The sequence below is a fragment of the Solitalea canadensis DSM 3403 genome, from assembly GCF_000242635.2.
GTDB classification, from domain to species: domain Bacteria; phylum Bacteroidota; class Bacteroidia; order Sphingobacteriales; family Sphingobacteriaceae; genus Solitalea; species Solitalea canadensis.
In genome coordinates, this window is sequence record NC_017770.1 from 3,338,551 (window position 1) to 3,364,016 (window position 25,466).

The 25,466-nt window shown below is 37.5% G+C and carries 23 protein-coding genes; 11 read left to right on the top strand and 12 right to left on the bottom strand.

Annotated elements, in window-relative coordinates:
- Window positions 1-72: 72 nt before the first annotated feature.
- The 5 genes from hemC to SOLCA_RS13770 all read right to left on the bottom strand — a co-directional run bounded on the left by hemC (window position 73) and on the right by SOLCA_RS13770 (window position 6,207).
- Window positions 73-1,656, bottom strand: a complete 1,584-nt coding sequence (hemC, locus tag SOLCA_RS13750; protein ID WP_014681064.1) for a hydroxymethylbilane synthase — start codon at window positions 1,654-1,656, stop codon at window positions 73-75.
- A gap of 40 nt (window positions 1,657-1,696) precedes the next feature.
- Window positions 1,697-2,920, bottom strand: a complete 1,224-nt coding sequence (hemA, locus tag SOLCA_RS13755) for a glutamyl-tRNA reductase (RefSeq protein WP_042481349.1) — start codon at window positions 2,918-2,920, stop codon at window positions 1,697-1,699.
- A 124-nt stretch (window positions 2,921-3,044) separates the two neighbouring features.
- Entirely contained in the window at window positions 3,045-5,057 is a 2,013-nt protein-coding gene (ispG, locus tag SOLCA_RS13760; RefSeq protein ID WP_014681066.1) for a (E)-4-hydroxy-3-methylbut-2-enyl-diphosphate synthase, read from the bottom strand.
- Window positions 5,058-5,271: 214 nt separating this feature from the next.
- Entirely contained in the window at window positions 5,272-5,469 is a 198-nt protein-coding gene (locus tag SOLCA_RS13765; RefSeq protein WP_014681067.1) for a PspC domain-containing protein, read from the bottom strand.
- Between the two features lie 36 nt (window positions 5,470-5,505).
- A complete protein-coding gene (locus SOLCA_RS13770; RefSeq protein ID WP_014681068.1) occupies window positions 5,506-6,207 on the bottom strand; it encodes an SDR family oxidoreductase in 702 nt (233 codons plus the stop codon).
- Between the two features lie 242 nt (window positions 6,208-6,449).
- Here SOLCA_RS13770 and SOLCA_RS13775 point away from each other — a divergent pair, with 242 nt between their 5' ends.
- From SOLCA_RS13775 to SOLCA_RS13795, 5 genes are all read left to right on the top strand, one after another.
- Window positions 6,450-7,184 carry an MlaE family ABC transporter permease gene (locus tag SOLCA_RS13775; RefSeq protein ID WP_014681069.1) on the top strand — a complete coding sequence of 245 codons (735 nt, stop codon included), beginning with the start codon at window positions 6,450-6,452 and terminating at the stop codon, window positions 7,182-7,184.
- Window positions 7,181-7,927, top strand: a complete 747-nt coding sequence (locus tag SOLCA_RS13780; protein WP_014681070.1) for an ABC transporter ATP-binding protein — start codon at window positions 7,181-7,183, stop codon at window positions 7,925-7,927. Before SOLCA_RS13775 ends, SOLCA_RS13780 begins: the two co-directional genes overlap by 4 nt.
- Before the next feature lie 79 nt (window positions 7,928-8,006).
- Window positions 8,007-8,885, top strand: coding sequence for a class I SAM-dependent methyltransferase (locus tag SOLCA_RS13785; RefSeq protein WP_042481352.1), 879 nt, complete (start codon window positions 8,007-8,009; stop codon window positions 8,883-8,885).
- A gap of 374 nt (window positions 8,886-9,259) precedes the next feature.
- Window positions 9,260-10,315, top strand: a complete 1,056-nt coding sequence (locus SOLCA_RS13790) for a hypothetical protein (RefSeq protein WP_014681073.1) — start codon at window positions 9,260-9,262, stop codon at window positions 10,313-10,315.
- 303 nt (window positions 10,316-10,618) lie between these two features.
- Window positions 10,619-12,205 (top strand): N-acyl-D-amino-acid deacylase family protein, encoded by a 1,587-nt coding sequence (locus SOLCA_RS13795; RefSeq protein WP_014681074.1) that lies wholly within the window; start codon window positions 10,619-10,621, stop codon window positions 12,203-12,205.
- Between the two features lie 54 nt (window positions 12,206-12,259).
- Here the strand turns inward: SOLCA_RS13795 and SOLCA_RS23215 are convergent, their stop codons facing one another.
- From SOLCA_RS23215 to SOLCA_RS13820, 5 genes are all read right to left on the bottom strand, one after another.
- Complete coding sequence (locus tag SOLCA_RS23215; protein WP_157604573.1) at window positions 12,260-12,451, bottom strand: hypothetical protein; 192 nt, start codon at window positions 12,449-12,451, stop codon at window positions 12,260-12,262.
- Between the two features lie 102 nt (window positions 12,452-12,553).
- A complete protein-coding gene (locus SOLCA_RS13805; RefSeq protein ID WP_042479829.1) occupies window positions 12,554-12,793 on the bottom strand; it encodes a hypothetical protein in 240 nt (79 codons plus the stop codon).
- 14 nt (window positions 12,794-12,807) lie between these two features.
- Window positions 12,808-13,539: a DUF4197 domain-containing protein gene (locus tag SOLCA_RS13810; RefSeq protein WP_014681077.1), complete on the bottom strand. Its 732-nt coding sequence runs from the start codon at window positions 13,537-13,539 to the stop codon at window positions 12,808-12,810.
- Between the two features lie 70 nt (window positions 13,540-13,609).
- Complete coding sequence (locus SOLCA_RS13815; protein WP_014681078.1) at window positions 13,610-16,288, bottom strand: DNA gyrase/topoisomerase IV subunit A; 2,679 nt, start codon at window positions 16,286-16,288, stop codon at window positions 13,610-13,612.
- A gap of 434 nt (window positions 16,289-16,722) precedes the next feature.
- Window positions 16,723-18,594 (bottom strand): DNA topoisomerase IV subunit B, encoded by a 1,872-nt coding sequence (locus tag SOLCA_RS13820; protein ID WP_014681080.1) that lies wholly within the window; start codon window positions 18,592-18,594, stop codon window positions 16,723-16,725.
- 313 nt (window positions 18,595-18,907) lie between these two features.
- On the opposite strand from SOLCA_RS13820, the gene SOLCA_RS13825 reads away from it, so the two are divergent.
- Window positions 18,908-19,396, top strand: coding sequence for a hypothetical protein (locus tag SOLCA_RS13825; RefSeq protein ID WP_014681081.1), 489 nt, complete (start codon window positions 18,908-18,910; stop codon window positions 19,394-19,396).
- A gap of 71 nt (window positions 19,397-19,467) precedes the next feature.
- On the opposite strand, the gene SOLCA_RS13830 is transcribed toward SOLCA_RS13825, so the two are convergent.
- Together SOLCA_RS13830 and SOLCA_RS13835 are read right to left on the bottom strand one after the other, a co-directional pair.
- Complete coding sequence (locus SOLCA_RS13830; protein ID WP_014681082.1) at window positions 19,468-20,139, bottom strand: SGNH/GDSL hydrolase family protein; 672 nt, start codon at window positions 20,137-20,139, stop codon at window positions 19,468-19,470.
- Window positions 20,140-20,143: 4 nt separating this feature from the next.
- Window positions 20,144-21,928, bottom strand: coding sequence for a chloride channel protein (locus tag SOLCA_RS13835; protein WP_014681083.1), 1,785 nt, complete (start codon window positions 21,926-21,928; stop codon window positions 20,144-20,146).
- A 41-nt stretch (window positions 21,929-21,969) separates the two neighbouring features.
- On the opposite strand from SOLCA_RS13835, the gene SOLCA_RS23785 reads away from it, so the two are divergent.
- The 5 genes from SOLCA_RS23785 to SOLCA_RS13855 all read left to right on the top strand — a co-directional run bounded on the left by SOLCA_RS23785 (window position 21,970) and on the right by SOLCA_RS13855 (window position 25,423).
- Window positions 21,970-22,092 (top strand): hypothetical protein, encoded by a 123-nt coding sequence (locus tag SOLCA_RS23785; protein WP_014681084.1) that lies wholly within the window; start codon window positions 21,970-21,972, stop codon window positions 22,090-22,092.
- 254 nt (window positions 22,093-22,346) lie between these two features.
- Window positions 22,347-23,159 carry a serine O-acetyltransferase gene (locus tag SOLCA_RS13840; RefSeq protein ID WP_014681085.1) on the top strand — a complete coding sequence of 271 codons (813 nt, stop codon included), beginning with the start codon at window positions 22,347-22,349 and terminating at the stop codon, window positions 23,157-23,159.
- 79 nt (window positions 23,160-23,238) lie between these two features.
- Window positions 23,239-24,156, top strand: a complete 918-nt coding sequence (cysM, locus tag SOLCA_RS13845) for a cysteine synthase CysM (protein WP_042481355.1) — start codon at window positions 23,239-23,241, stop codon at window positions 24,154-24,156.
- 99 nt (window positions 24,157-24,255) lie between these two features.
- On the top strand, window positions 24,256-24,660 hold the full coding sequence (locus SOLCA_RS13850) for a lipocalin family protein (protein WP_014681087.1): 405 nt from the start codon (window positions 24,256-24,258) through the stop codon (window positions 24,658-24,660).
- Window positions 24,661-24,736: 76 nt separating this feature from the next.
- Window positions 24,737-25,423: a DUF1345 domain-containing protein gene (locus SOLCA_RS13855; RefSeq protein WP_014681088.1), complete on the top strand. Its 687-nt coding sequence runs from the start codon at window positions 24,737-24,739 to the stop codon at window positions 25,421-25,423.
- Window positions 25,424-25,466: the final 43 nt, after the last annotated feature.

Genomic DNA, 25,466 nt, shown 5'->3' on the forward strand with positions numbered 1-25,466 from the left:
TTACGAGTTACGGGTTGTGAATTATGCATTAGTTAAGCTTAACGCATAATCCGCAACCCGTAATACTCAATATTACAATAACCCGTAAACTGCCTCCGAGAGGCCAATTTCATCGGGTGAATAAGGAATTACATAATTGGTGTAGCCAAATTCTTCCAGCTTATTACCAGTTGATGTTCCAATAGCTACTACTTTTTGGTTTAAATAAATGACATTGTCGTTGGAAAGGTAAGCCTCTACATTTGACGGACTGGTAAATACCAAAATATCAGCTGATGATTGCCCGATTTCCTCTTCCTTAATGGTTTCATAAACTGGCAAATCGATACTATTGATCTTTTCCCCTAATTGAACCTGAATAGTACGTAGCGAATCTTTGGCCTGTGGAAATAATACAGTTTGATCTATAACTAACGGTAATAAATCCTCAGCAACTTCACGAATATCGCCTGATTCTCCAACAAAATCAGCAACACGGTTGAAGTGACGTAGTTCATTTTCTGATCCGCGTCCCATTACACCAATTTTCACTCGCTTAGGAATAACAGGTTCTAAACGGAAAAAGTTCTCTACTCCGTTCTTACTGTTGAAGAAAATCCAGTCTACTTTTTTAAGTATATAAGAATCGAAAGTATTGATGATCGGGAATGTTTTGATCAATGAGCGATCTTCAATATCTAAATCGAATTTTTCTAATGAACGACGGAAATAGCTATCTTCATTTAACTCACGCGAAATAAAGATGGATTTAGTTCCGGATTTCTCTTTTTTGAAATGTTCAAAGATTTTTTCGGCCAAGCCTTCAGCAGATCCAGAACGAACAAATAAGCGTTCAGGAAAATCGTCTTCATCCTCCGCTTTTGAAGTCCAAACCTCAAATTTACCGTCTTCTTTCTTACAGAAAACACCTAAAGGCATATGACAGCCGCCATCAAATAAATTAAGCACTTTACGCTCAATTGCAATGGCTTCCGCAACCTCTTTACTGTTTAATTTCTGCAATGCTTCAATCAAGGCAGTATCGTTCGAGCGGGTCTGTAAAGCCAAAACTCCTTGAGCAGGAGCCGGAACCATTTCTACAGGATCGATTTCTTCCACATGAAACTCACTTAAATCAAGTTTCAAACGCTCAACACCTGCTTTCGCAAGGATAATCGCATGAAAATTTCCATCTCGTAATTTTTGAATACGTGAAGGAACATTTCCACGCAATTCTTCAAACTCCACATCCGGACGCAAGCTTTTGAACTGTGCTTTACGACGGTTAGATGAAGTTCCAACAATACCATTATAGCGAACCGAAAACTGCAAACTCAGGTCAACACAATCTTTCAAAATGATCAATAATTCCTTAGGGTCTTCACGTTCAGAAACAGCAGCAATAGTTAAGCCTTCCGGAGATTCGGTTGGAAGATCCTTATGGGAGTGTACTGCCATATCGATCTGGCCCTGTAACAATTCTTCCTCCAATTCTTTCGTAAAAAAGCCTTTCCCTTCAAGTTTGCTGAAAGAAAAATTAAAGAAATTATCACCTTGATTTTTAATGATTTTGATCTCTGATGACACACCTATAGCTTCAAGCTGAGCCTTAACATGGTTGGCCTGCCACAAAGCAAGGTCACTGCCTCTTGAGCCTATAATGATTGTTTTATTCATGCTATATGATTAGAGATGTTAGAGCGAAAATCCCACTTTTTTACTGTTGCATCAATATTTCTTTGGCCATTACCATCGGAACACTGATATATTTTTTTTCAACGTAATTTAGCACTTTTTCAAGTACTTCTCGTGAATTTTCGTCTAATGAATTGATCTCATTAGCAAAAACCGATTCAACAGCTTTTACTTTGATTTCTTTTATTTTTTCCGGAACCTCTCTCATTGCCAATTCTACCCTACGTTGTTTTAGAATTGGAATGAACTCAAGGATATTTTCTTCAATAATTCGTTCGGCATGCACTAACTCTCCTCTTCTCTCTTCAAGATTGCGGCTAGCTATTTCTTGTATCTGTTGAACTGAGATAAATACAGGATTAAACTGTTCTATAACTTCAGGAGCAGTGTCATTAGGAAGTGCCAGGTCTAAAATAATCTTTTTGTCAGTTGAACCATTTACCAATCCTTCAAATATTTCCGGTGTAATAATCGGTTCAGTTGCACCTGTACATGTCAAAATAACATCAAAACCTCCCTTGTAATTTTTCAATTCATCCAAAGGAAGGGCCTTGGCTTTTAGCTCATCAGCCAAAATTTGTGCTTTTGAAAGTGTACGATTAAAAATCACACAATTTTTAAGGTTGTGTTTTTGAAGATATTTAGTAATCAGCTGAATGGTTTCGCCTGCTCCGATGATCAGGAATTTTGCATCCATGTTTACCTGGTGCATGCGTAAACTACGGCATGCTAATGAGGCTACAGAAACAGGTTTTTCAGCAATTTTGGTGTTGGTATATACTTCCTTTGAGGCCTTAACAACTCGGTTCATGATCAGTCGGAAAGAATCTCCGGTCAATCCCCAATCACGACATTCTTCATACATTTCACGAATTTGAGCCAGGATCTCTTTCTCCCCTACCACCAACGACTCTAATGAACACGAAATACGCATTAAGTGTTCCAATGCAGCCATGTTAGCGTACATTGCGGCATTTATAGAATAGTAATCGTGCTGTTCAGCTGTGAAATCAGGAAATAATGATTTGATTATTTTTTTGGCGAAAGACGAATCAAGTTCTTTTTCAGAAGAAAAAATAAATTCAACCCGGTTACAGGTGGCAATGTAAAAAAGCTCACCGAAGTTAAATTTTTCCTTTAATGCTTTTAGCCGCGTCGGACGTTCGCTCTTATCGATAACTAAACTTCCAACCTCGTCTAACGTACAATTTCTAAATGTATAAGCAATAACTTTAAGATCTTTCAAAACAAACACTTTTTTACACTGCAAATATGCCAATAACTGCGTTTTTTATTTGTCACTAGATTGTAAATCGATTTATTTAGAAAGAATTTAAATAACAACAAAAAAACACTTATTTTATTGATAATCAATTACGGGCAACCGGATCAACCCAGTCGCCGTTTTCTTTGATCAGATTGATCAACTCGTCTACTGCGTGTTCGGCCGCTACATTTCGCTTAACCACTTCTTTTTCTTTGTAAAGTGTAATCACTCCTGGGCCTGTTCCTACATAGCCATAATCTGCATCAGCCATCTCACCAGGACCGTTTACAATACAGCCCATGATCCCGATTTTAATTCCTTTTAAATGATCGGTACGGCTACGGATAAGCTGGGTTGTCTCTTGAAGGTCAAACAATGTTCTTCCACATGAAGGACAAGAAATATACTCGGTTTTCGAAATTCGTGTTCGCGTTGCCTGTAGAATCCCAAATGCAGTTGAATTGATTACTTTCGAACTTACAGAATCACACTGAATCCAAAGTCCGTCGCCCAATCCATCTGTCAATAATGCTCCTACATCCGTAGAAGCCTCCAACTGAAAATCTTCTTCTGAAACATCTGCATAGATACGCTTGATAATTACCGGAATATCCAACTGCTGAATCATCAGGTCAAAGATAAACTGACGTTGCTCAGCCATTCCGTGGATACTGTTGGTCTCCAGTATCAGAACAAGTGTTTTATCAGCTGAAAGTGCTTTAATAAACGCATTGTAAATCTGTTCCGTCGACTCAAACAGCACGCTTATAGCTGCTTTAATAAAATTTAACTGGGTGTCTCGTTCTTCGGCATTGATATATTCTTCAACTGAAAAAACCGGATGAGCATTTTGCTGATCCTTCAGTGATTTCCAGGTTGAATAGTTATACAGTTGCTTAAGGTTACCCGGGAATGAAAATGAAGGTAAGGAATCACCCAGATACGCAAAATCGGCGGTTTGTTCAGTCAGATTGTATTTATCCAATACTGCTGAATAATTATAACCAATAGATGAAAGCACAAACGGATCTTTAAGATTTTGCTGAGAAAGATCAACAATTACACGCGGCACATTATGTCCGCCTATATTTTGTACTTCATGCGTTTTTCTCCGCTGATAAGAATATGGGTCGAAATTAGATGGGAACTGAACATCTGGTATAAATTCACTTGCTGATTGATCAATCAGGTGAGTTCGTTTTGCATAACGATCAGCCAATGCTTTTGCAACCGGAGCTTCATATTCAGGTTCTTCTGTTAAAGAAACGCGAATAGTGTCGCCTAGTCCATCTTCAAGCAAGGTTCCAATCCCTACAGCCGACTTAATTCGCCCATCTTCACCGTCTCCTGCCTCGGTAACACCAAGGTGCAATGGATAATTCATTCCTTCTGCAACCATTTTTTCCACCAGCATACGATAGGCTTGCACCATCACTTTAGGGTTGCTGGCTTTCATCGATATTACCAGGTTATGATAATCCAGATCTGAGCAAATGCGGATAAACTCCATTGCCGACTCTACCATACCGATTGGAGTATCGCCATAGCGACTCATGATACGATCGGATAACGAACCGTGGTTAGTCCCGATTCTCATTGCTGTACCGTATTCCTTACAAATAGAAACTAATGGCGAAAAACGTTTACGTATCCGCTCTACTTCCTGTTCGTATTCAAGATCGGTGTAATCTATTTGTTGGAATTTCTTTTTATCTATATAATTTCCAGGATTCACACGCACTTTTTCCACAATACGGGCGGCCAGTTCTGCAGCATTAGGAGTGAAATGAATATCTGCAATCAAGGGAACATTGTACCCTCTGTGACGTAACTCTTTCTTTATCTCTGCCAGGTTTTGCGCCTCTTTCATGCTTGGCGCTGTAATACGAACATATTCACAACCTGCATCTACCATTCTAATGGTTTGCTCAACAGTTGCAAGCGTATCCATTGTATCGGTTGTGGTCATGGATTGGATACGAATGGGATGATGGGCCCCCATTGCAATATCACCGATCGTAACTTCACGCGTTATAAAGCGCGAATAAGTTGTTAACGAATTACAATATTTCCCTTTTAAAGCTTTGATCTGATTAATATCAACTGCAGAATTCATGCTGCAAAGTTAATATTTACCAGAGATAATATGATGTTTACTATAAATGGTATTTTATCGCAACAAAAAGCGCTTCAGTCGTAATGATTGAAGCGCTTAAAAAAATAAGTTTCTGATAGTTAATCAACTCAAGTGCTAGTTCAATAGGATGTCCCCTTTGCGCTATCGATCTTTTACTCCGATGAAATATTCACTTTATAATTAACTACGGGAATTATTCGATCATTTTAGGTTTCTCAGGCATTACCACCCATAAAATAATATAGATTAAAACACCGGTACCTAATCCAAAGAATAAAATCAGAAATATAATTCTTACGATAGTTGGATCAAGATTAAAGTATTCACCCAATCCCGAACAAACACCGCTTATCACTTTATTGTCTGTATTTCTGTAAAGTCGTTTTTCCATGATGATTTTTGATTTTTTATTTAGGGTTATTTGTTATTAAACTTCACCAAGCATTGGTCTGATTAAAATTTCATCTACTACAGCCCCTTCGCTCATTTTACAGGCATTTATAATGGCATTTGCGACATCTTCAGGCTGTACAAATCTTGATTTAGGCATACTTGTTCCCGACCATGAAGCTGTAAGTGTTGAGCCCGGTAATACCGCTGTTACTTTAATTCCCTGATGCATTAATTCTTCTCGCAATACCTTAGTTAAGCCCATTAGTGCAAACTTTGAAATACTGTAAGACCCTGCAGCTACAACCGGTTTTACAGATGCTGTTGAACAGATATTAAAGATATGACCTTTACGTTCTTCTATCATTGCTCCTGCGAAATATTTTGACAAATAATAAGCTGAATACAAATTAGTATTGATCATCTTTTCCAGGTTGCCATCTTCTTCATCCATTATTGAGCCTGGGACATAAAGACCTACATTATTAACCAACACGTCAATCGTTTCGAACTGCTCAGTAACCTCATCTACAAAATCAAGCAAACTTTCTCTATCAGCACAATCAAATGCACTGTAGAAAATGCTGATATTCGGGTAAATAGCTAATAATTGTTCGGATAATTCCGATAAGTCTTGTTCATTTCGAGCACAAATGGCAAGGTCAAACCCCTCTGCTGCAAAAGCTTCAGCTACGGCTTTTCCAATTCCTTTTGATGCCCCTGTTATTATAGCCAACATAACGTAAAAGTAAGTTTTATAGTTAATAGTTTAAATATACAATGGATTTTAATTTTAGCCATTAGCTATTAGGTTTTTAGCTATTAGCGTCCTTAACTAAGGATAGCTAACGGCTAAAATGCCAAGAGCTAAGTAGCTAATGGCTAACGGCTAAAAACCTAATAGCTAATATGTAATATTATATTTAGATTAGCTAAACGACGGCTATCCAAACTTTTCGTTATTTTCGCAAAAATTATTTTATGCTGTTCTACCATTTAGGAAAGTACGTATTATTGATGAAGGCGGCGCTGAAGCGTCCGGAAAAATGGAGTTTTTACTGGAAAGAGATTGCACGTGAGATGGTTTCCATCGGTGTAGGATCTCTTGGAATTATCAGTATCATCTCTGTATTTATGGGGGCAGTAACCTCGGTTCAAACTGCATTTCAGTTAGTTAGTAATCTGATCGCTCCTTCTGTAATTGGACAGATCACCCGTGACAACTCTATACTGGAATTAAGTCCGACAATCGGGGCTCTGGTATTGGCGGGTAAAACTGGTTCAAACATTGCATCACAAATAGGAACAATGCGGGTAACCGAGCAAATTGATGCCTTAGAAGTAATGGGGGTTAATTCTCCGGGATATCTGATCATGCCTAAAATTCTTGCTGGGGTAACTATGATACCGCTGTTGGTTATCATTTCGATTACACTAAGTATCGTTGGTGGTATGGTGGCTGGTTCATTATCAGGTGCTCTTACAGCTTCTGAATATATTAATGGTGTTCAGTCTGAATTTAACAATACAATGCTGGTTGCTGGTATGGTTAAATCTGTGGTTTATGCATTCATTATTACTTCTGTTTCGGCCTACCAAGGTTTTTATACAGCGGGTGGTGCATTGGAGGTTGGTGAGTCCAGTACCAAAGCAGTAGTTGTTAGCTGTATTTTGATTTTATGTGCTGATTACATTGTTGCCCAACTTTTATTATGATCGAGATCAAGAACATTAGAAAATCATTTGATGATAAAGAAGTGTTGAAAGGCATTTCTGCCACATTCAAAGCAGGGGCATGTAATATGATTATCGGCGGAAGTGGTTCAGGAAAAACAACGCTTATTAAATGCATGGTTGGGCTTCACGAAGTAAATTCAGGTGAAGTGCTGTATAACGACCGTGATTTTACGAAATTAAGCTTTGAAGATCGTATTCCTATCCGTAAAGAAATCGGAATGCTATTTCAGGGATCGGCGTTATTTGACTCTTTAACTGTTGAAGATAATGTAATGTTTGCCCTGAATATGTTTACTGATATGGGATATAAAGAAAAACTCGAGCGTGTAAACTTTTGTTTAAACAGGGTTAACCTGGAAAATGTAAACCAAAAATTCCCTGCTGAATTATCGGGAGGTATGAAAAAGCGCGTCGGTATTGCACGAGCGATCGCCATGAAGCCTAAATATCTTTATTGTGATGAACCTAACTCTGGTCTCGACCCTAAAACGTCAATCGTAATCGATAATCTGATTCAGGAAATTACAGACGAGTTTGGTATCACCACTATCGTAAACACCCACGATATGAATTCGGTTATGGAAATTGGAGATAATATCCTGTTTCTTCATAAAGGTGAAAAATGGTGGGAAGGTAGTAATAAAGAAATCAAGCATACCGATAACCCTGAATTGAACGATTTTGTATTTGCATCAAAACACTTCAAAGAGATGCAAAAATAAACAGCTAATAGATTATAGTTAATAGTTCATAGAATAAGTAGCTATGATCTATCAACTATTAACCATGAACAAGATAAAAATGATAGACCTCCTTACTCCTACGCACTGGAAAGATTATGAGTTGATTGACTGCGGTAATTTTGAAAAACTGGAGCGTTTTGGAAAATACATACTGATCAGACCTGAGCCTCAGGCTGTTTGGGACAAACAACTTAGCGAAGGCGAATGGCAAAAGCTTCACCATATAAAGTTTAAAGGTCGTTCCGCTACAAGTGGAGACTGGGTGAAAAAAGGTAATGCACCCGACAGATGGCACATTGAATATAAAACGAAGGACCTGGATTTAAAGTTCCGTCTCGGACTTACTTCATTTAAACATGTTGGGATATTTCCGGAGCAGGCTGCAAACTGGGATTATATTGCGGAGTCTATCAATATGATGAAAACACCGCAACCTAAGTTTCTCAATATTTTCGCCTATACCGGAGGAGCTTCTATTGCTGCAAAAAATGCGGGAGCTGATACTACTCACGTCGACTCGATTAAACAGGTAGTTACCTGGGCCAATGAAAATATGGAGCTTTCAGGATTGAAAGACATCCGTTGGGTTGTTGAAGATGCCCTAAAGTATGTAAAACGTGAAGTTAAACGCGGTAAAAAATATAACGGCATCATTCTCGATCCACCGGCCTATGGAAACGGTCCAAATGGTGAAAAATGGAAACTCGAAGATCAGATTAATGAAATGATGAAAGATATTGTTCAACTACTTGATGAACAAGAACATTTCTTAATTTTAAATACTTACTCCTTAGGTTTTTCATCATTAATTGTAGAAAACCTGGTGAATACTGCATTTCCAAAGGTTAAAAATCTGAGTATTGGAGAATTGTATCTTCAGGCCACGACCGGATGCAAGCTTCCGCTCGGTGTCTGGGGGAAATTCAGATCGTTTTAATCATTGAATACCATTAGGGTTGACCAAAAGTCAACCCTTTTTTATTACACTCAAAATCAATATATTCTACATAACTTCTTAACTATAAAGCTACTTACCATCTAACCTAAACCTCTTGATATTCAACATCAATAGACCTGAAAATCAATCTCAATTCATAGAATAAGAGTATTACTCTGACTAACCTTGGAAGATATTTTTTTATTTCATGAAATCGATGTAACAATATACTCTTCATTTCGTAAAAGTCTATAAACCATTCCAAAAGCCAGACTTTTCATCAGTTTATCAGCGCTTCTCCTGAAGATGCATGAAACAGTTACAGGTTTGCGATAATAGTTTAAACCTCGAAACATGTAGTTAACAAAAAAAACATGCAGTTAAAAAAAATTACTCTCCTTACTTTATTAGTTGCTTCCGCAACTTCACTAGTTTTCTTCTCAAGTTGTGATCGCTCAGGAAAAGTTTCAGCAGCATCAGCATCAGTAAATGGAAAAGCATCAGCAAATGCCGATGCAGAAAATCTTCAGGGTTCATCGGAAGACGAACCGGTTAAAAAAATCGATCCGGAAGCCAACATTCCTTACGAACCAATTAAAATTGATACTAGTGGCAAATGGATTGTTAAAGGTCCAAAACCATTAGAAGGTGCAATTTTACCAGATAAACGTATTATTGCTTTTTACGGCAATTTGTATTCAAAGAAAATGGGTGTTTTGGGTGAATATCCTACACAGGAAATGTTAACCCGTTTAGACACTGAAGTAAAAAAATGGGAAGCAGCAGACCCTAAAACTCCTGTTCAACCCGCATTACACTTAATTATCGTTACTGCCCAGGGTCAACCTGGAAAACAGAATCGTTATAGCTTAAGGATGCCGTACAAGATGATTGATAGCACATTATCAATTGCAAAGAAACGTAACGCTATTGTTTTCCTGGATATTCAGGTAGGTCATAGCACACTGAAAGATGAAATTCCATTATTGGAGCCTTACTTAAAATTACCTAATGTTCACTTAGGTATTGATGCTGAGTTTTCGATGAAAGATGGTTCTGTACCAGGCAAGAAAATTGGAACTTTTGATGCAGCTGATATCAACTATGCAACTGAGTACTTACAAGGATTGGTTAAAGCTAACAATATTCCTCCAAAATTATTGATCGTACATCGTTTTACTCAACGAATGATCACGAACTCAAAAGATATTAAATTAAGACGCGAAGTTCAGGTGGTAATGCACATGGATGGTTGGGGACCTTCTTCGTTGAAAAGAGATACCTACAGAAGATATATTTACAAAGAGCCTGTACAGTATACTGGTTTCAAGTTGTTCTTCAAAAATGATATTAAATGTGGTAAACCAATAATGACACCATCACAAGTGTTAACTATTTATCCACAGCCGCTTTATATTCAATATCAATAATAGTCCAAATCTGAATGAGAGCTATAACTGCTAAAACTCTTTTCAGTTAGATATGAACTTTTGCCGCTTTCAGCGGGACTTACTTTTTTCTTTAGTAAAAAAGTAAGCAAAAAATCTATCGCTTCGTACAGTTCTACAGCAGTTGGTGAGTTAACTTAATTGACGCGCCCGAACTGTACAAGGCGATTTTTCGCATTGATGTTATTTCTAAACATGCAATCGTGCCCTATTGAATTCAATCGAATAATCTTTGTAAGTAAACATTCAAAACGTTTTTCTTAAATTTCAGCAAATTTAAAGCTGATGAGCAAAAAACTATACTTACTTTTTTTTCTCCCTCTCTTCTCTTTTTCTTCCTTTTCTCAGTCTAAAATCAAATTTGACCTTGTTTTAAAGAACGGCCGCATTGTTGATGGGAGCGGCAATACGTGGTTTAGAGGTGATGTGGGTATAAACAAAGGAAAAATAGTTGAGGTTGGTAATCTAAAGTCTGTTAACTATCATAAAACGATTGATGTTCAGGATTTGATTATTGCTCCCGGCTTTATCGATATCCACACTCATATTGAAGACGACGAAAAAAAAACACCTACTGCCGACAATTTCATATATGATGGGGTTACATCTGTTATCACAGGTAACTGTGGCAGCTCCAACATTGATATAAAAGCTTACTTGTCATTTATTACAACATTAAGAACCTCCATAAACATCGGAACCTTTATTGCGCAAGGAAGTGTTCGTTCAGCAATCATGGATGATTCGAACCAAGCTCCTACTGTTGAACAACAAAAAGCAATGGAAAAGTTGGTGGAACGTGGAATGAAAGATGGTGCCATGGGACTATCAACCGGACTTATCTATGTACCTGGCACTTACTCAACCACCGAAGAAATTATTGGATTGGCTAAAGTTGCACAGCGTTATGGAGGTATTTATGTTACCCACATGCGTAGTGAAACTGCGAAGATATTTGAAGCGATTGATGAAGCGATAAATATTGGTAAGTCTGCCAATATTCCTGTAGAGATATCACACCTTAAAATTGGCCGTCCAAATCTTAATCGTTCAGCCGAAGCACTACAACTAATCGCCAAGGCCCGTAGTGAAGGTTATGATGTTACTTGTGATCAATATCCATACACAGCAAGTAGTACTTCTTTGCGTGCATTGATTCCTACTTGGGCACTAACAACCAAAGATAGCACCTATCATGAGAGGCTAACAGATACGGTCTGCCGAAGAAAGATCGTAAATGAGATGCTAGCTGATGCTGCCAAACGAGGCAATAAAGATTTTTCTTATGCTGTAGTCGCTTTTTTTAATGCCGACACATCTTTAAATGGCAAAAGCATTACTCAGATTAATAAACAATACGGCAGGCCCCAAACACTCGAAGCTGAAATAAATACGATGCTGGATATGGTTGATCGTAGTTGGGTACAAATGGTTTTTCATGGTATGAACGAATCTGATATTGAGATTATCATGAAGTATCCGTTTACCATGTTTGCAAGTGATGGAAGTATCCGTGAGTTCGGCAAAGGAATGCCTCATCCAAGAAGCTATGGAACCAATGCCAGAGTATTGGGAAGATATGTTCGGGAGAACCAATACATTACATTGGAAGATGCGATAAGAAGAATGACATCCGCGCCAGCACAACGGTTTGGCCTTAAAAACAAGGGCTCAATTAGAGTTGGCATGGATGCAGATATTGTAGTTTTTGATGATAAAACGGTAATCGACCAGTCTACTTACGATCAACCACATGCTTATTCAACTGGTTTTTCGTATGTGATCGTAAATGGCGCTTTAACGCTTTCAAGTGGAAAACATACTGGAGTAAGAAATGGAAAAGTTCTTTACGGGCCAGGATTAGGACGATAACCTATAGATTCACTATAAAAAATAAGGGTTAAGAAAAATCTTAACCCTTATTTTTTAGTTCTTTTTGGTGGTTTCAGATGCTACTTTTATCACTGAATAAGCAAACAATAGGATTAATCCCATGAGTAAAACTGTGCTTATCAGGATCAGCATATTTGCCCCTGGCAATCCTAAATATTTCAAAAACGACCCGGTTATTAGAGAGAGCAAACAAGCTAATGCTGGAAAAAGTAAAGCATGTTTCATGTTTTTGGTTTTAACTGGTTTAAGATTCCAATTAAGAAATAAAAACAATCAAAAGCAATAGTCAGCAAAACTTTTTTTCAGTTTTTTAACCCTGAATAAAATTTATCTCTTAGCCTTTGAGCTTACTGCAGCAGGTTTTCGGGCTGATTTTTTAGCAGCTTTTTTCTTTACTCGGGTAAATAATCTTAATACCACGAAGATTACACCAAATACAAATAGAAATACCAGGCAAATTCCCCACAATCCGAAGATCAAATTACCGGGGAATCCCATAAAAAGTAACAACAAACTCAACAGCACCATTCCGGCAACTGTTAAAATTGCTGTTTTCTGAATACTCATTGTCATTCTCCAGATTATTTACCGTCTTGTTTCGAAAACACCTTTTTCAACAAATCTGTTGTTCGGTTAATTGGGTCTTTGCGAATTGCCAACTCTTCCTGCTCTACTTTATAAAACAGTCCGTCCATGGCTTTATTAGTTACATAATCTGTAAGGTCTGGATTAACTTTGGTTACCATTGGAACCTGATTATACCGTGTAATAATCTGACTCCAAACTTTTGCAGCGCCTACCTGGTCAAGTGAGTTCTTGATAATAGGATTAAACTCGCTATATAATTGCTGTGATGTGGTTCTTTTCAGGTATTGAGTAGCCGCATTTTTATCACCCATTAAAATACCCATGGCATCTTGAAAGGTCATTTGTTTGATGGCATTTACAAAAATGGTTTTACCTTTTCCTGCGGCATCTTCAGCTGCACGGTTCATTAATTTTAAACCCTCATCAGCCAGTTTACCCATTCCCAAATTACGAAGGGTTTTATCCACCTTTTGTAATTCAGCAGGTAATAAGATTTTAATAGCCTGATCTTTAAGAAAACCATCCGGTTTCGCAACCTGTGCTACAGCAGTATCAATACCTTTATTTAATGCTTGTTTTAAGCCATTTGCAATATCAGTATTAGTTAACTGTCCGTTTGCTGTTGTTTGATTGTAGATATCGGTTACTTGTTTCAGTAAGTTTTGCGATTCACATGATGTGAGTGTTACAGCTAACACAATTGTTAAAGCTACTTTTTTTATCATTTTGGGTTTTGGTTTTGCTTTCTTTAAACTATCTAAACAAGTAATTGGTTATATCAACTTTAAATTATTTTTAAAATAATCCCAATTGAGTATCATCTTCAAGATCGGTGTCTTCCGGATTAGTTATCTCAAAGTCAATCTTCTTGGCAGTCCCATTCTCATTAGTCGGTTTTTCATTGCTTTCGGTTGCATCGTCATTATCATTTTCTTCTTCATCCACCTCCTCTTCCTCGGTAACCAACGGTGCTAATAATTCAACTTTCACAATTTCAAACTGACTTAACCTGTTTCCGTTTGCTTTTAAACCTTTGACATCGATAAACTCCGAAAGGTTTATTTCAGACTGTTCTTTATCTTTCGCTTTACCTTTTAAAATAGTCAGCGAGATCATCGGCTGGTCATCTATACTGATCAGCACTAACTTAGAACCAGCTTCATCGCTTATAAAACTAACCTTTTTACCTACAGCTACATTGTCGGGTACAAAGCGTTTTACAAAGAAGTTTTTTGCTTTTCCTTCATAATGAACAGCTGACAGTACCATCTCCGGATCAAACTTATCAATTACCAATAATCCTTCATCAAAGTGATTACTTAAATCGAAATTAGTGAGTTCGTATTCTCCGGATTTGTAAACCGCTATGATTTTATCTTCGCCACTGAAAGAGCCTAAATACTTACCTCTTCCATCAGCATTTAGTCGTTGCAATACTTCATCGAACCAAATTTTACGTCCGGCCAGCGTTGAAACTCCCGCCGATTTAAGCAAGATTTTTTTGACCGGATACTTGGTTACCACATTTCCTTGTGATCCACGACCTTTAATGGCCAGTTCAGCAAAATTTATATCGAATTGTAGTTTGCGTAATTTAGAATGAGGTTTTAACTGAATGTTAATAGTTTCTGCTTCACCATTTGGATTGGCAGTAAACCATAAAACAGCTGACCCTTTAGCCCCTTTACTAAGGTCATATTCCTTATCTCTGGTAATACCTCCAACAGGGAATCGTTTCATATAGGATGCACCGCTTGCTCCATCGCGATAGATCATGTTATAGATCGTACGGTCATCATTTTTCTTGAACACACCTACATGTACAATTCCTTTACCCATGAAGGCCTTTTCGCTCACTTTAGAAACCAGGAATTTACCATCAGCCCTGAAAGCAATAATATCATCTATATCCGAACAATCGCAGACATACTCATCTTTTTTGAGCGATGTTCCAACGAAACCTTCTTCCTTATTAACATACAATTTAACGTTTGCTAAAGCAACCTGAGCCGCCTGTACGGTATCAAACGTACGCAATTCAGTTTTACGCTCACGACCTTTACCATACTTAGCTCTTAGCTTTTCATAGTAATCAATAGCGTAATCCGTTAAGTGTACTAAATGATGTTCAACCTCGTCAATCTCATCTTGTTGAGCTTTCATTTGCTCATCGGCTTTCTTAACATCGAAGCGAGTGATTGAGCTCATCGGTTTGTCAATAAGCCTTTTATAATCTTCCGGCAGAATTTCACGATAAAACTGAGGGAAGTATGGCTCAAATAGTCGGTTTAAGACTTCAACAACAACATCAAAATTCCCTGAGTTTTCATAGTCAGGGTGTTTATACATCCCCTCTTGAATGAAGATCTTTAATAATGAACTGAAGAAAATCTTTTCTTTTAACTCATTAAGCCTGATCTCTAATTCTTGTTTAAGAAGGTCTTTCGTATGGAAAGTACATTCTTCAAGAATATCATTCACACTCATAAAATGTGGCTTGTCATTTTTAATCACGCAGGTATTAGGTGATAACGACATTTCACAATTGGTGAATGCATATAATGCATCAATGGTAATATCCGGTGAGATACCCGGTGCCAGATGAATGACAATTTCTACATCTTTAGCCGTGTTATCTTCGATCTTTTTAATCTTGATCTTACCTTTATCATTTGCCGTTATAATGCTATCGATCAGTCCGGTAGTTGTGGTACCGAATGGAATTTCATTAATAACAAGCGTTTTTTTGTCTTTTTCAGTAATTTTAGCGCGTACACGTACTCTACCGCCCCGCTGACCATCATTATATTTTGTTGCATCTGCATAACCGCCTGTCGGAAAATCAGGAAGTAAATCTGGACGTTGCCCGCGCAGTACTCCTATGGATGCATCAATTAATTCGATAAAGTTATGCGGAAGAATTTTAGTAGCTAAACCCACGGCAATACCTTCGGTTCCTTGTGAAAGAACCAATGGAAATTTTACAGGAAGTGTAATTGGTTCCTGGTTACGACCGTCATATGATAACTGCCATTCTGTTGTTTGCGGATTAAAAACAACTTCGTTGGCAAACTTACTTAAACGTCCTTCTATGTAACGTGCAGCTGCTGCTGAGTCTCCTGTTACTGGATCTCCCCAGTTACCTTGGGTATCAATCAGCAACATTTTCTGCCCCATACCAACCATGGCATCGCCAATTGAAGCATCACCGTGCGGGTGATATTTCATTGTATTACCAATAACGTTCGCTGCTTTATTAAAGCGACCATCGTCCATTTCTTTCAATGAATGCAGAATACGACGTTGTACGGGTTTTAATCCGTCATACATATTTGGTACCGCACGATCCAGAATTACATATGATGCATAGTCGAGGAACCAGTTTTCATACAGTCCATCAACCTTTATAACATCGTCTAAGTGACCTTGTCCCTGGTTTTCTTCGTTTGGTAAATCGTTATTATTAATTGTCATTTAACCTCCTAAAGTGGGCTTCTATTTTATTAAACCATATGAGACATATAAGAAATATATAAGCTTTATATGACTTGCATGGTGGCTATTTTTATTAAACCATATAAGACATATAAGAAAAATATAAGCTTTTACGATTATATATTAGTCTTATATGATGGCTATTTTTTATTTAAACCATATAAGGCATATAAGAAACATATAAGCTTTATATGACTTGCATGGTGGTTATTTTTATTAAACCATATAAGACATATAAGATCATATAATTTTTTTCGATTATACCTTAAATGTCCTTATATGTCTTATATGGTTATATATTTTTTATTAAACCATATAAGACCTAAGATCATACAAGCTTTTCGATTATACCTTAAATGTCCTTATATGTCTTATATGGTTTAAATTTTTTATGGTTATAATTTCTTAATGGTTTATGCTTCAACCAGTTCTTCTTCCAGGTCTTTCTCGACTCTCAGATTATCGATGATAAATTCCTGACGCTCCATGGTATTCTTGCCCATATAATATTCAAGGATGTTTTTTATATGAGAATCTTTCAGGATAACCGGATCAAGACGCATATCTTCACCAATGAACAACGCGAACTCATCAGGAGAAATCTCTCCCAAACCTTTAAATCGTGTTATCTCAGGTTTATTACCCAGCTTGGCAATTGCAGCTTTTCGTTCCTCGTCACTGTAGCAATAAATAGTTTCTTTCTTATTACGAACACGGAATAAAGGCGTTTGCAAAATATACAAGTGCCCGTTTTTAACCACATCCGGAAAGAATTGAAGGAAGAACGTCATTAACAACATACGAATGTGCATACCGTCCACATCGGCATCGGTTGCAATTACAATATTGTTATAACGTAAACCATCCAAACCATCTTCAATATTTAAGGCGTGTTGAAGAAGATTGAATTCTTCATTTTCGTATACGATCTTTTTTGTTAAGCCAAAGCAGTTTAGCGGCTTACCTTTTAAACTGAATACCGCTTGAGTAGCAACATCCCGGGACTTGGTAATAGAACCCGATGCCGAATCACCCTCGGTAATGAAAAGCGTGGTCGAAAAGCGTCTTTCATCTGCCGATTTAGCATCATCATCGAAGTGAACCTTGCAATCGCGGAGTTTTCTGTTGTGTAAAGAGGCCTTTTTTGCCCGTTCATTCGCTAATTTCTTAATTCCTGCGATGTCTTTACGCTCACGTTCAGATTGCATAATACGCTTTAACAATCCATCAGCGGCATCGGCATGTTTATGTAAGTAATCATCAAGTTCCTTTTTAAGGAAGTCATTGATAAATGTACGAACGGTTGGCCCATCTGGGCCAATATTTAGTGAACCTAGTTTAGTTTTCGTCTGCGATTCAAAAACAGGTTCCTGAACTTTAATACTAATGGCAGCCACAACTGAAGCACGAATGTCAGTTGCATCAAACTCTTTTTTAAAGAACTCACGAACAGTCTTTACCAAAGCTTCGCGGAACGCAGCCTGGTGAGTACCTCCCTGGGTTGTATTTTGTCCGTTTACGAACGAGTAATACTCTTCTCCGTAATGATTGTCGTGTGTTAGTGCAACCTCAATATCCTGACCTTTCAGGTGAATGATTGGATAACGAATAGTTTCTGCATCTGTATTCTTCTCTAATAAATCGTATAAACCTCTTTCTGAAAAATACTTCTTCCCATTAAAATTGATGGTTAAACCCGAATTTAGGTACACATAATTCCAGATCATGTTTTCCACAAACTCCGGAATAAACTTGAAGTTGCGGAAAATATACTCATCAGGAATGAAGTTAATTGCGGTACCGTTTCGTTGAGAGGTTTCCTTTTCCTTCTCTTCCTTAACGATAACACCTTTACTAAACTCGGCAAATTTGGTACGGCCCTCACGATAAGATTGTACGGTAAAATTGGCAGATAAAGCATTAACCGCTTTGGTACCCACACCATTTAATCCTACAGATTTTTGAAAGGCCTTTGAATCGTATTTACCACCCGTGTTTATTTTTGACACACAGTCGATTACCTTACCTAAAGGTATACCACGACCATAATCCCTGATAGAAACCTTGTGATCCGAAATAGTAACATCAATTGTTTTACCCGCTCCCATCACAAATTCGTCGATCGAGTTATCAATAATCTCTTTCAACAAGATATAAATACCATCGTCGTAAGCCGAACCATCTCCCAGCTTCCCAATGTACATCCCCGGACGTAACCGGATGTGTTCCTTCCAGTCAAGGGACTTAATATCGTCTTCGCTATAACCAATTTTTTCTTCAGCCATTGTTGAATGTAATTATTATGTTGAATGATAAATTATCAAATGCACGGCATTCGGGCATCAAGTTAGATTTATAATTCACAATTTCATAGTATGAACTTACAAATCTACTCTTTCTGAGTTGTGCAAGAATGCTAAAAATTTCAACATTTTCACAACTTTCTGATCATCTGATTACTATAATTTTGAGATAATAAAATGAGTTCAGCATAAACAAGTTAAATTTGTTGCAATCTTAAAACGGTATTTTTTATCCGCATCAAGATTGGTATATTTAATAGTATCATCATTTCACCTTAAAAAAAATTAAACGCTTATGAAACGAATATTATTCATCGTAGCAGTTTTATCATGTATTTTATTTTCTTTCCAGACCAGCTCTGCCCAGGAAATAAAACGCAAAACAATAATGGGCACCTGGCGACTTGACAGCATCCTGTATGATAACATCAAGGCTTATTCAACCATCAAAGTTTTTGGCGACGTTGACGCTGGCTGCATGATCAATAGTATATGGACCTTTTATGGTAACTGGGATGGAAAAATTCTTTCTCCGATGGCTGAAGGATGCCCAACAACACCGCAAACCTTAGTTTGGTCGACCGTTAAAGATGGTGATGGCAATGTTTTCGGAATTAAACCTTTACTTGCCGGACAAAAAGGAAAACAAATTACACAAGGGTTCAAAATACCAATTCAATCCATTGACGGAAAAAACATGGTTTGGCATGAAACCGTGAACTTAAACTATAAAACTTCACACGTTACTTATTTCTTTACCAAAACAAGTAATAAGGCGAAATAAGCTTATGGTTCATAGATCATAGTTCATGGCTCAAATTCTACTATGAACTATGATCTATGAACCATGATCTCCTATTTAACTAAAAACTTATACAGCGTTGCGGCTGCCAACTCGTTGCCTTTGGCTGTAAGATGCACCTTATCTGTGGTTAATACTTTTGATTCTTTATTCTCCGTATTGTTAATGAGGTTATATTCCAGGAATGTTTTACGAAAATCACATACCGGAATATTGTTGGCCGCTGCTAAATTTCGGATGATTTGCGAATACTTATTTAAGTCACCATCGAACTGATTGGTATAATCTGTTTTTTCTCCGATAACAGCAGGTGTGCAAACAATTATTTTGATATTTCTCTCTTGCAGTTTCTTGATGATGGCTTTATAAAAGGTTTCAAATTTGTCGGCATCGGTCCCGGTTCCCCATATTTTATGCCATACATCATTAACCCCAACCCAAATAACAACTACATCCGGATTTTTAGCCAGAATGTCATTATCCATCCTTAAATATAAATCGTAAACTTTATTGCCGCCAATTCCGGCACCTATTAATTCATAATTATCTTTTAGGCCATTGCTTTCCAACATTTTTCCTAATCGATTGATATACCCACCTGAATCAACCCCCAATTGTGTAATTGAATCACCAAAGAAGACCACTTTTTTCTTTGGTTGTAAAACTGCAGAACTCATTATAATTAAGATAGACAACAACAAAATGATAGTAACGTGCTTTTTCATATATTTATTTACCTGAGTGAATGATCAGTTGTTTCCTGTAACTATTTAAAATCGCCGATTTTGAGACCAATCCTTTATATTTTCCATTATCGACCACTGGCAGATGCCAGGTTTTAGTTTCATCAAACTTATGCATAATACTCTCCATAGATTCATAAATATTGATGACTGCTGCCGGCTTTTTCATGTACTCTTTAAGCAGTAAAGTGTCTTGATTATCATGGCTAAAAATCTCATCCCTTATATCATCAAAACTTATCATCCCCTCCAATTCCCCTTTTTCATTTACAATTGCAAACCGCTCCTGACGGTTAGTTCTGAACAAGCGAACAAGTTCAGCCAAATTATTGTCAGGGGTTAATGTTTTTTGGCTATTATCCAGAAACTCGGCCATTTTAATAGAAGTAAGCAAGTTACGATCCCTATCGAATGTGAAAATTTCTCCCTTTTCTGCCAGCTTGCGTGTATCCATTGAATAATGATGCGTAGATCTGGCAATGAGATAGGCTGAAACCGAAACAATCATTAAAGGAATCATCAGATCATATCCTCCGGTTGCTTCGGCAATAAGAAAGATTCCGGTTAAGGGTGCATACATTACACCGCTTAAAATACCAGCCATACCAACCAACGTAAAATTGGAGACCGGGAGCTGCCTGTCGAAGCCTAAAAGGTTGAAAAAAGAAGAAAAGAAATAACCCACATACGCTCCCATAAACAATGAGGGAGCAAAGTTGCCGCCGTTACCACCACTACTAATAGTTACTGAAGTGGCAAAAACTTTTACCAAACCTACAATACCTACAAACAAGGTAACTATCCAAACCGTTGAAGGTAACTTAGTTCCCATCCAACTGGTTGCAAATACATCAATTGCTTCCTGATTGGCAAGTTTTTTAACACTTTCGTACCCTTCTCCCATTAGTGGTGGGAAAACAAAATACAAAGCGATTAATATTAAGCCACCGGCAATTGCTTTTAAATAAGGTTTACTATTAGTTTTTTCAAATGCATGCTCAATCTTTCCGGACATGAAAGCATAGTAAATGGATAATAATCCGCAAAAAACACCTAACAATACATAAAAAGGTACATTCCAGTAATTAAATTCCTGAAGTTCTTTAAACTGAAAAAGGATATTCTCGTTAAAAATGATTTTTGTACATAATGCTCCGCAAACTGAAGCAATAATTAACGGTATAAACTCAGTGATTCCAATTCCAGCCAATAAAACTTCTACAGCAAACATAATTCCTGTAACCGGAGCATTAAATGCGCCCGCAATACCAGCAGCTGCCCCTGATGCCAATAATAATGTTCTATCTTTATAATTAAGTCCGTAAACTTTGCCAAAATTTGAACCGATCGCTGATCCGGTAACCGCTATAGGACTTTCTAACCCTGCCGAACCGCCTAACCCAATGGTTAATGAACTTGTGATTATTTGTGAGTACATTTTTGTTCGGTCGACAAGGCTTGAGCGCGTGGCTATATCGTTCAGGATGTTTACAATACCACGGCCATCACGTCCTTTAAAAAAATAAATAGTGATGAAAACACAAGACAGAATACCTAAAAGAGGAAGAAAATAAACCAGGTATCTGTCAGAATTATAAGGAAGGTCAATAGTGAAAAAACGATGCAGGTAATGAACCAGGGTTTTAAGAATAACCGATGCCATTCCGGCAGTTAATCCAACCGCAATACCAGCGAAGATTAAGAATTGATTTCGTGTTAGTTTTTGTTTTAACCAAAGGATTGGCCTGTGGAGCCATTTAATACTAAACATGCTTTAAATTATGAACTTTTGATTTAAAATCTTAAAACAAAATGTCTAAACAGAGAACACTTAAGTCGACAAGAAACTTTAGAAACGATATCATTATAGCAAACCAGGATATCGGACATCAAGGATTAATCACTATTAATCAACCACTTGAAAACATAATCTAGAGAAGAGTTTTTATTCTGAACGGTATTTTGGGCATTGCTGCATAAAATACAGCGCAATTTACTTGTATCAGGATATTTTATGAAATAACTTTGTTAATATTTTTTTGTCGACTTAAACTATATTTTAACTATAAAATAACCAAATAATACAATTAATCATCCTCAAACTGTTTGCAACCATCTTATTTTCAACAGAAAATAAATAACACTTAATTTTAAACAAGGTTTGCCTGATAATTGTATGAATATATAAGATGGATAAGCAATTTCTTGAAATATTATTAGAAAACCACCGCAACACCGGCACCTACCCTTCCAATACGGAGATTTGCCGATTGGCTAAACAATTATTGCGGTTGATGTTTCCGGAGAAAACAAACAAGCATTATATCAGCACAAACGATCTGGCTTCAAAATTCCAAAAACTTGAATTACAATGGATTGAATTGCTAGGTCAGATGCAACATGTACTGCCCGATACTGCCGAAACATTAGTAAAAAAATTTATGTCGCGCCTACCGCTCGTTCATTCGGTTTTATTAACCGACATGAATGCGATCTATATCGGCGACCCGGCTTCTAAGAGTGAATTTGAGGTAATACGAACTTACCCCGGCTTTTTAGCCATTTCGTACTATCGGATTGCACATGAATTGCACAGGCTGCAAATTCCGCTTGTACCCAGAGTTCTTACCGAACATGCGCACTCTAAAACGGGTATTGACATTCACCCCGCAGCAAAAATTGATACACACTTTTTCATTGACCATGGAACAGGAATTACCATAGGCGAAACCTGCGAAATTGGAAAACATGTGAAATTATACCAGGGAATTACATTGGGAGCCCTAAGCGTGAGCAAAGACCTCGCCTCGGTAAAACGTCACCCAACAATTGAAAACAATGTGGTTATCTATTCAGGAGCCACCATTCTGGGTGGTGACACAATTATTGGCCATGATTCTATAATAGGTGGTAATGTGTGGCTAACCTCCAGCATTGCTCCATATTCAAAGGTTTATCATCAAAGCCAGAACAAATACATCGAATTGGGTATGGATGAATAACCATTCGATTGATGAGTATATTTAGATTATAAATGAAAAAAGCTATCGTATTATGTCAACTCATATTAAATCAGAATACATGGAGTCTTCAGCTTTTGGAAGTATTAAAGGTGCCTATACTTTAATAGATCAAATTGGGAATACTCCTCTCGTTGAACTTACCCGTTTAAATCCTAATCCTGATGTAAGGATATTTGCCAAATTAGAAGGTGACAATCCAGGAGGAAGTGTTAAAGATCGTGCTGCATACGGTATGATAAAAGGCGCATTAGACCGTGGAGAGTTAAAACCTGGCATGAAACTTATTGAAGCGACAAGTGGAAATACCGGAATTGCCTTAGCCATGATGGCTCGTTTATTTGATATAGAAATCGAGTTGGTAATGCCTGAAAACTCTACCCGTGAACGGGTATTAACGATGGAAGCTTTTGGCGCCAAAGTTACCCTTACTCCTGCTGAGGGTTCGATGGAAGCGGCAATCGACTATGCGCATGCTCAAGTGGCAAAAGGTGGTTTTTTAATGCTGAATCAGTTTGCTAATCCTGATAATTACGGAATGCATTATAAAACTACCGGACCAGAAATCTGGAAAGATACACATGGTGCCATTACGCATTTTGTTTCGTCGATGGGTACAACAGGAACTATTATGGGCGTATCACGCTATTTGAAAGAGCAAAACCCAAGTATTGAGATCATTGGTTGTCAGCCAACAGATAATTCAAGAATCCCGGGTATCCGTAGGTGGCCTACAGAATATTTACCCAAAATATTTGAACCAGAGCGTGTGGACCGTATCATGGATATTTCGCAAGAAGAAGCGACTGATATCACCCGAAAATTAGCTCGTGTGGAAGGTATATTTGCCGGAATGAGTTCAGGAGGTGCGGTTTCTGCTGCATTACGATTAGCCGAGGAACTTGACAACGGAGTAATCGTATGTATTATTTGTGACCGCGGTGATCGATACTTATCGTCAGATTTGTTTGGCGTATAATCAGTAGTACACAGTTTTGGTTTAATTTCGTAGATTTATAAGAATAACTATCCTAAACATGTTATTGGTTTAGGTTTTCGAAATTTCACCTCTTTGACTATGAAACTAAACTTATTATTTACGCTATTAACAGCTTCGTTCATTTTCTCAGCAGTTGTTTCTAAAGCTCAGGCTGATCCTAAACTTTTAGGAAAATGGCAGGTATTAACCAAATCGGAGAATGAGAAAGACGGGCCGATTGTCATTGAGTCTAAAAACAAAATTTACACTGCTGGACAAAAGACTTATGAGTTTTCAGACAAATCTGTAGTGATTAGTGAAACCGGAGATGAGGTTAAGACTAAAGCTGTGACTTATAGCAATAATTCAATCACCATTGGTGATAACAAGTATACCTACTCTATTGATGGGAAGAAGCTTACTCTGACCGAGGTAGAAACAAAGACCAAGAAAGGTAAATCAATTATTGAAACAGAAGAATATGTTCTTGAAAGAGTTCAATAAATGATACTTTATAAAAATAAATCTACCCGCCTAAAAACCGGGTAGATTTATTAATTTGCTATTTTAATAACGTTTTATGGTTTTTTCGGATAATCCGCCGGCTGCAGTACTACTTCTCCATCGACCTCTTTTTCGAATTTTATTAAGCCTGTTATTAACATTCATTGCTTTTATTCTGTGCAGTTTCACAATTGATAATTACCTGGTAACGGCCGTAATATCCTGGGATGTATTTGCATTTACGTATGTAGGCGCAAGTTGGCTGGTGTTTTTTACTCATTCCATCCATCACATTAAAACAGAAGCCCGGACAGAAGACGGCAGTCGTGTATTTGTTTTTGCCATTATACTTATCACATCATTTGTAAGCATGTTTACAGTGTTAATGCTAATGCTTGCAGACGTATCTAATAGTATGCCTATAGTTTATTACTTACCACTTGTTGTTTCTGCAATTTTGTTATCATGGTCGCTGGTACATACGGTGTTTACCTTTCATTATGCAAATATGTATTACGATGGAGATAAGGAGGATCATAGCAAGCATTTAGGAGGCTTGGATTTCCCTAATGAAACGCATCCGGATTATATCGACTTTGCTTATTTTTCTTTTGTAATCGGGATGACATTTCAGGTTTCTGACGTACAGATCACTTCAAGGGCTATCAGACGCACTACTCTTTTTCACAGCTTATTAGCATTCGGTCTGAATACGTTTGTAGTTGCGCTAACTATTAATATTGTGGCTGGATTAACTAAGTAAGTTGGGCCTACTAAGGCTTGCCCTATTGATTACCCTTTCGGCC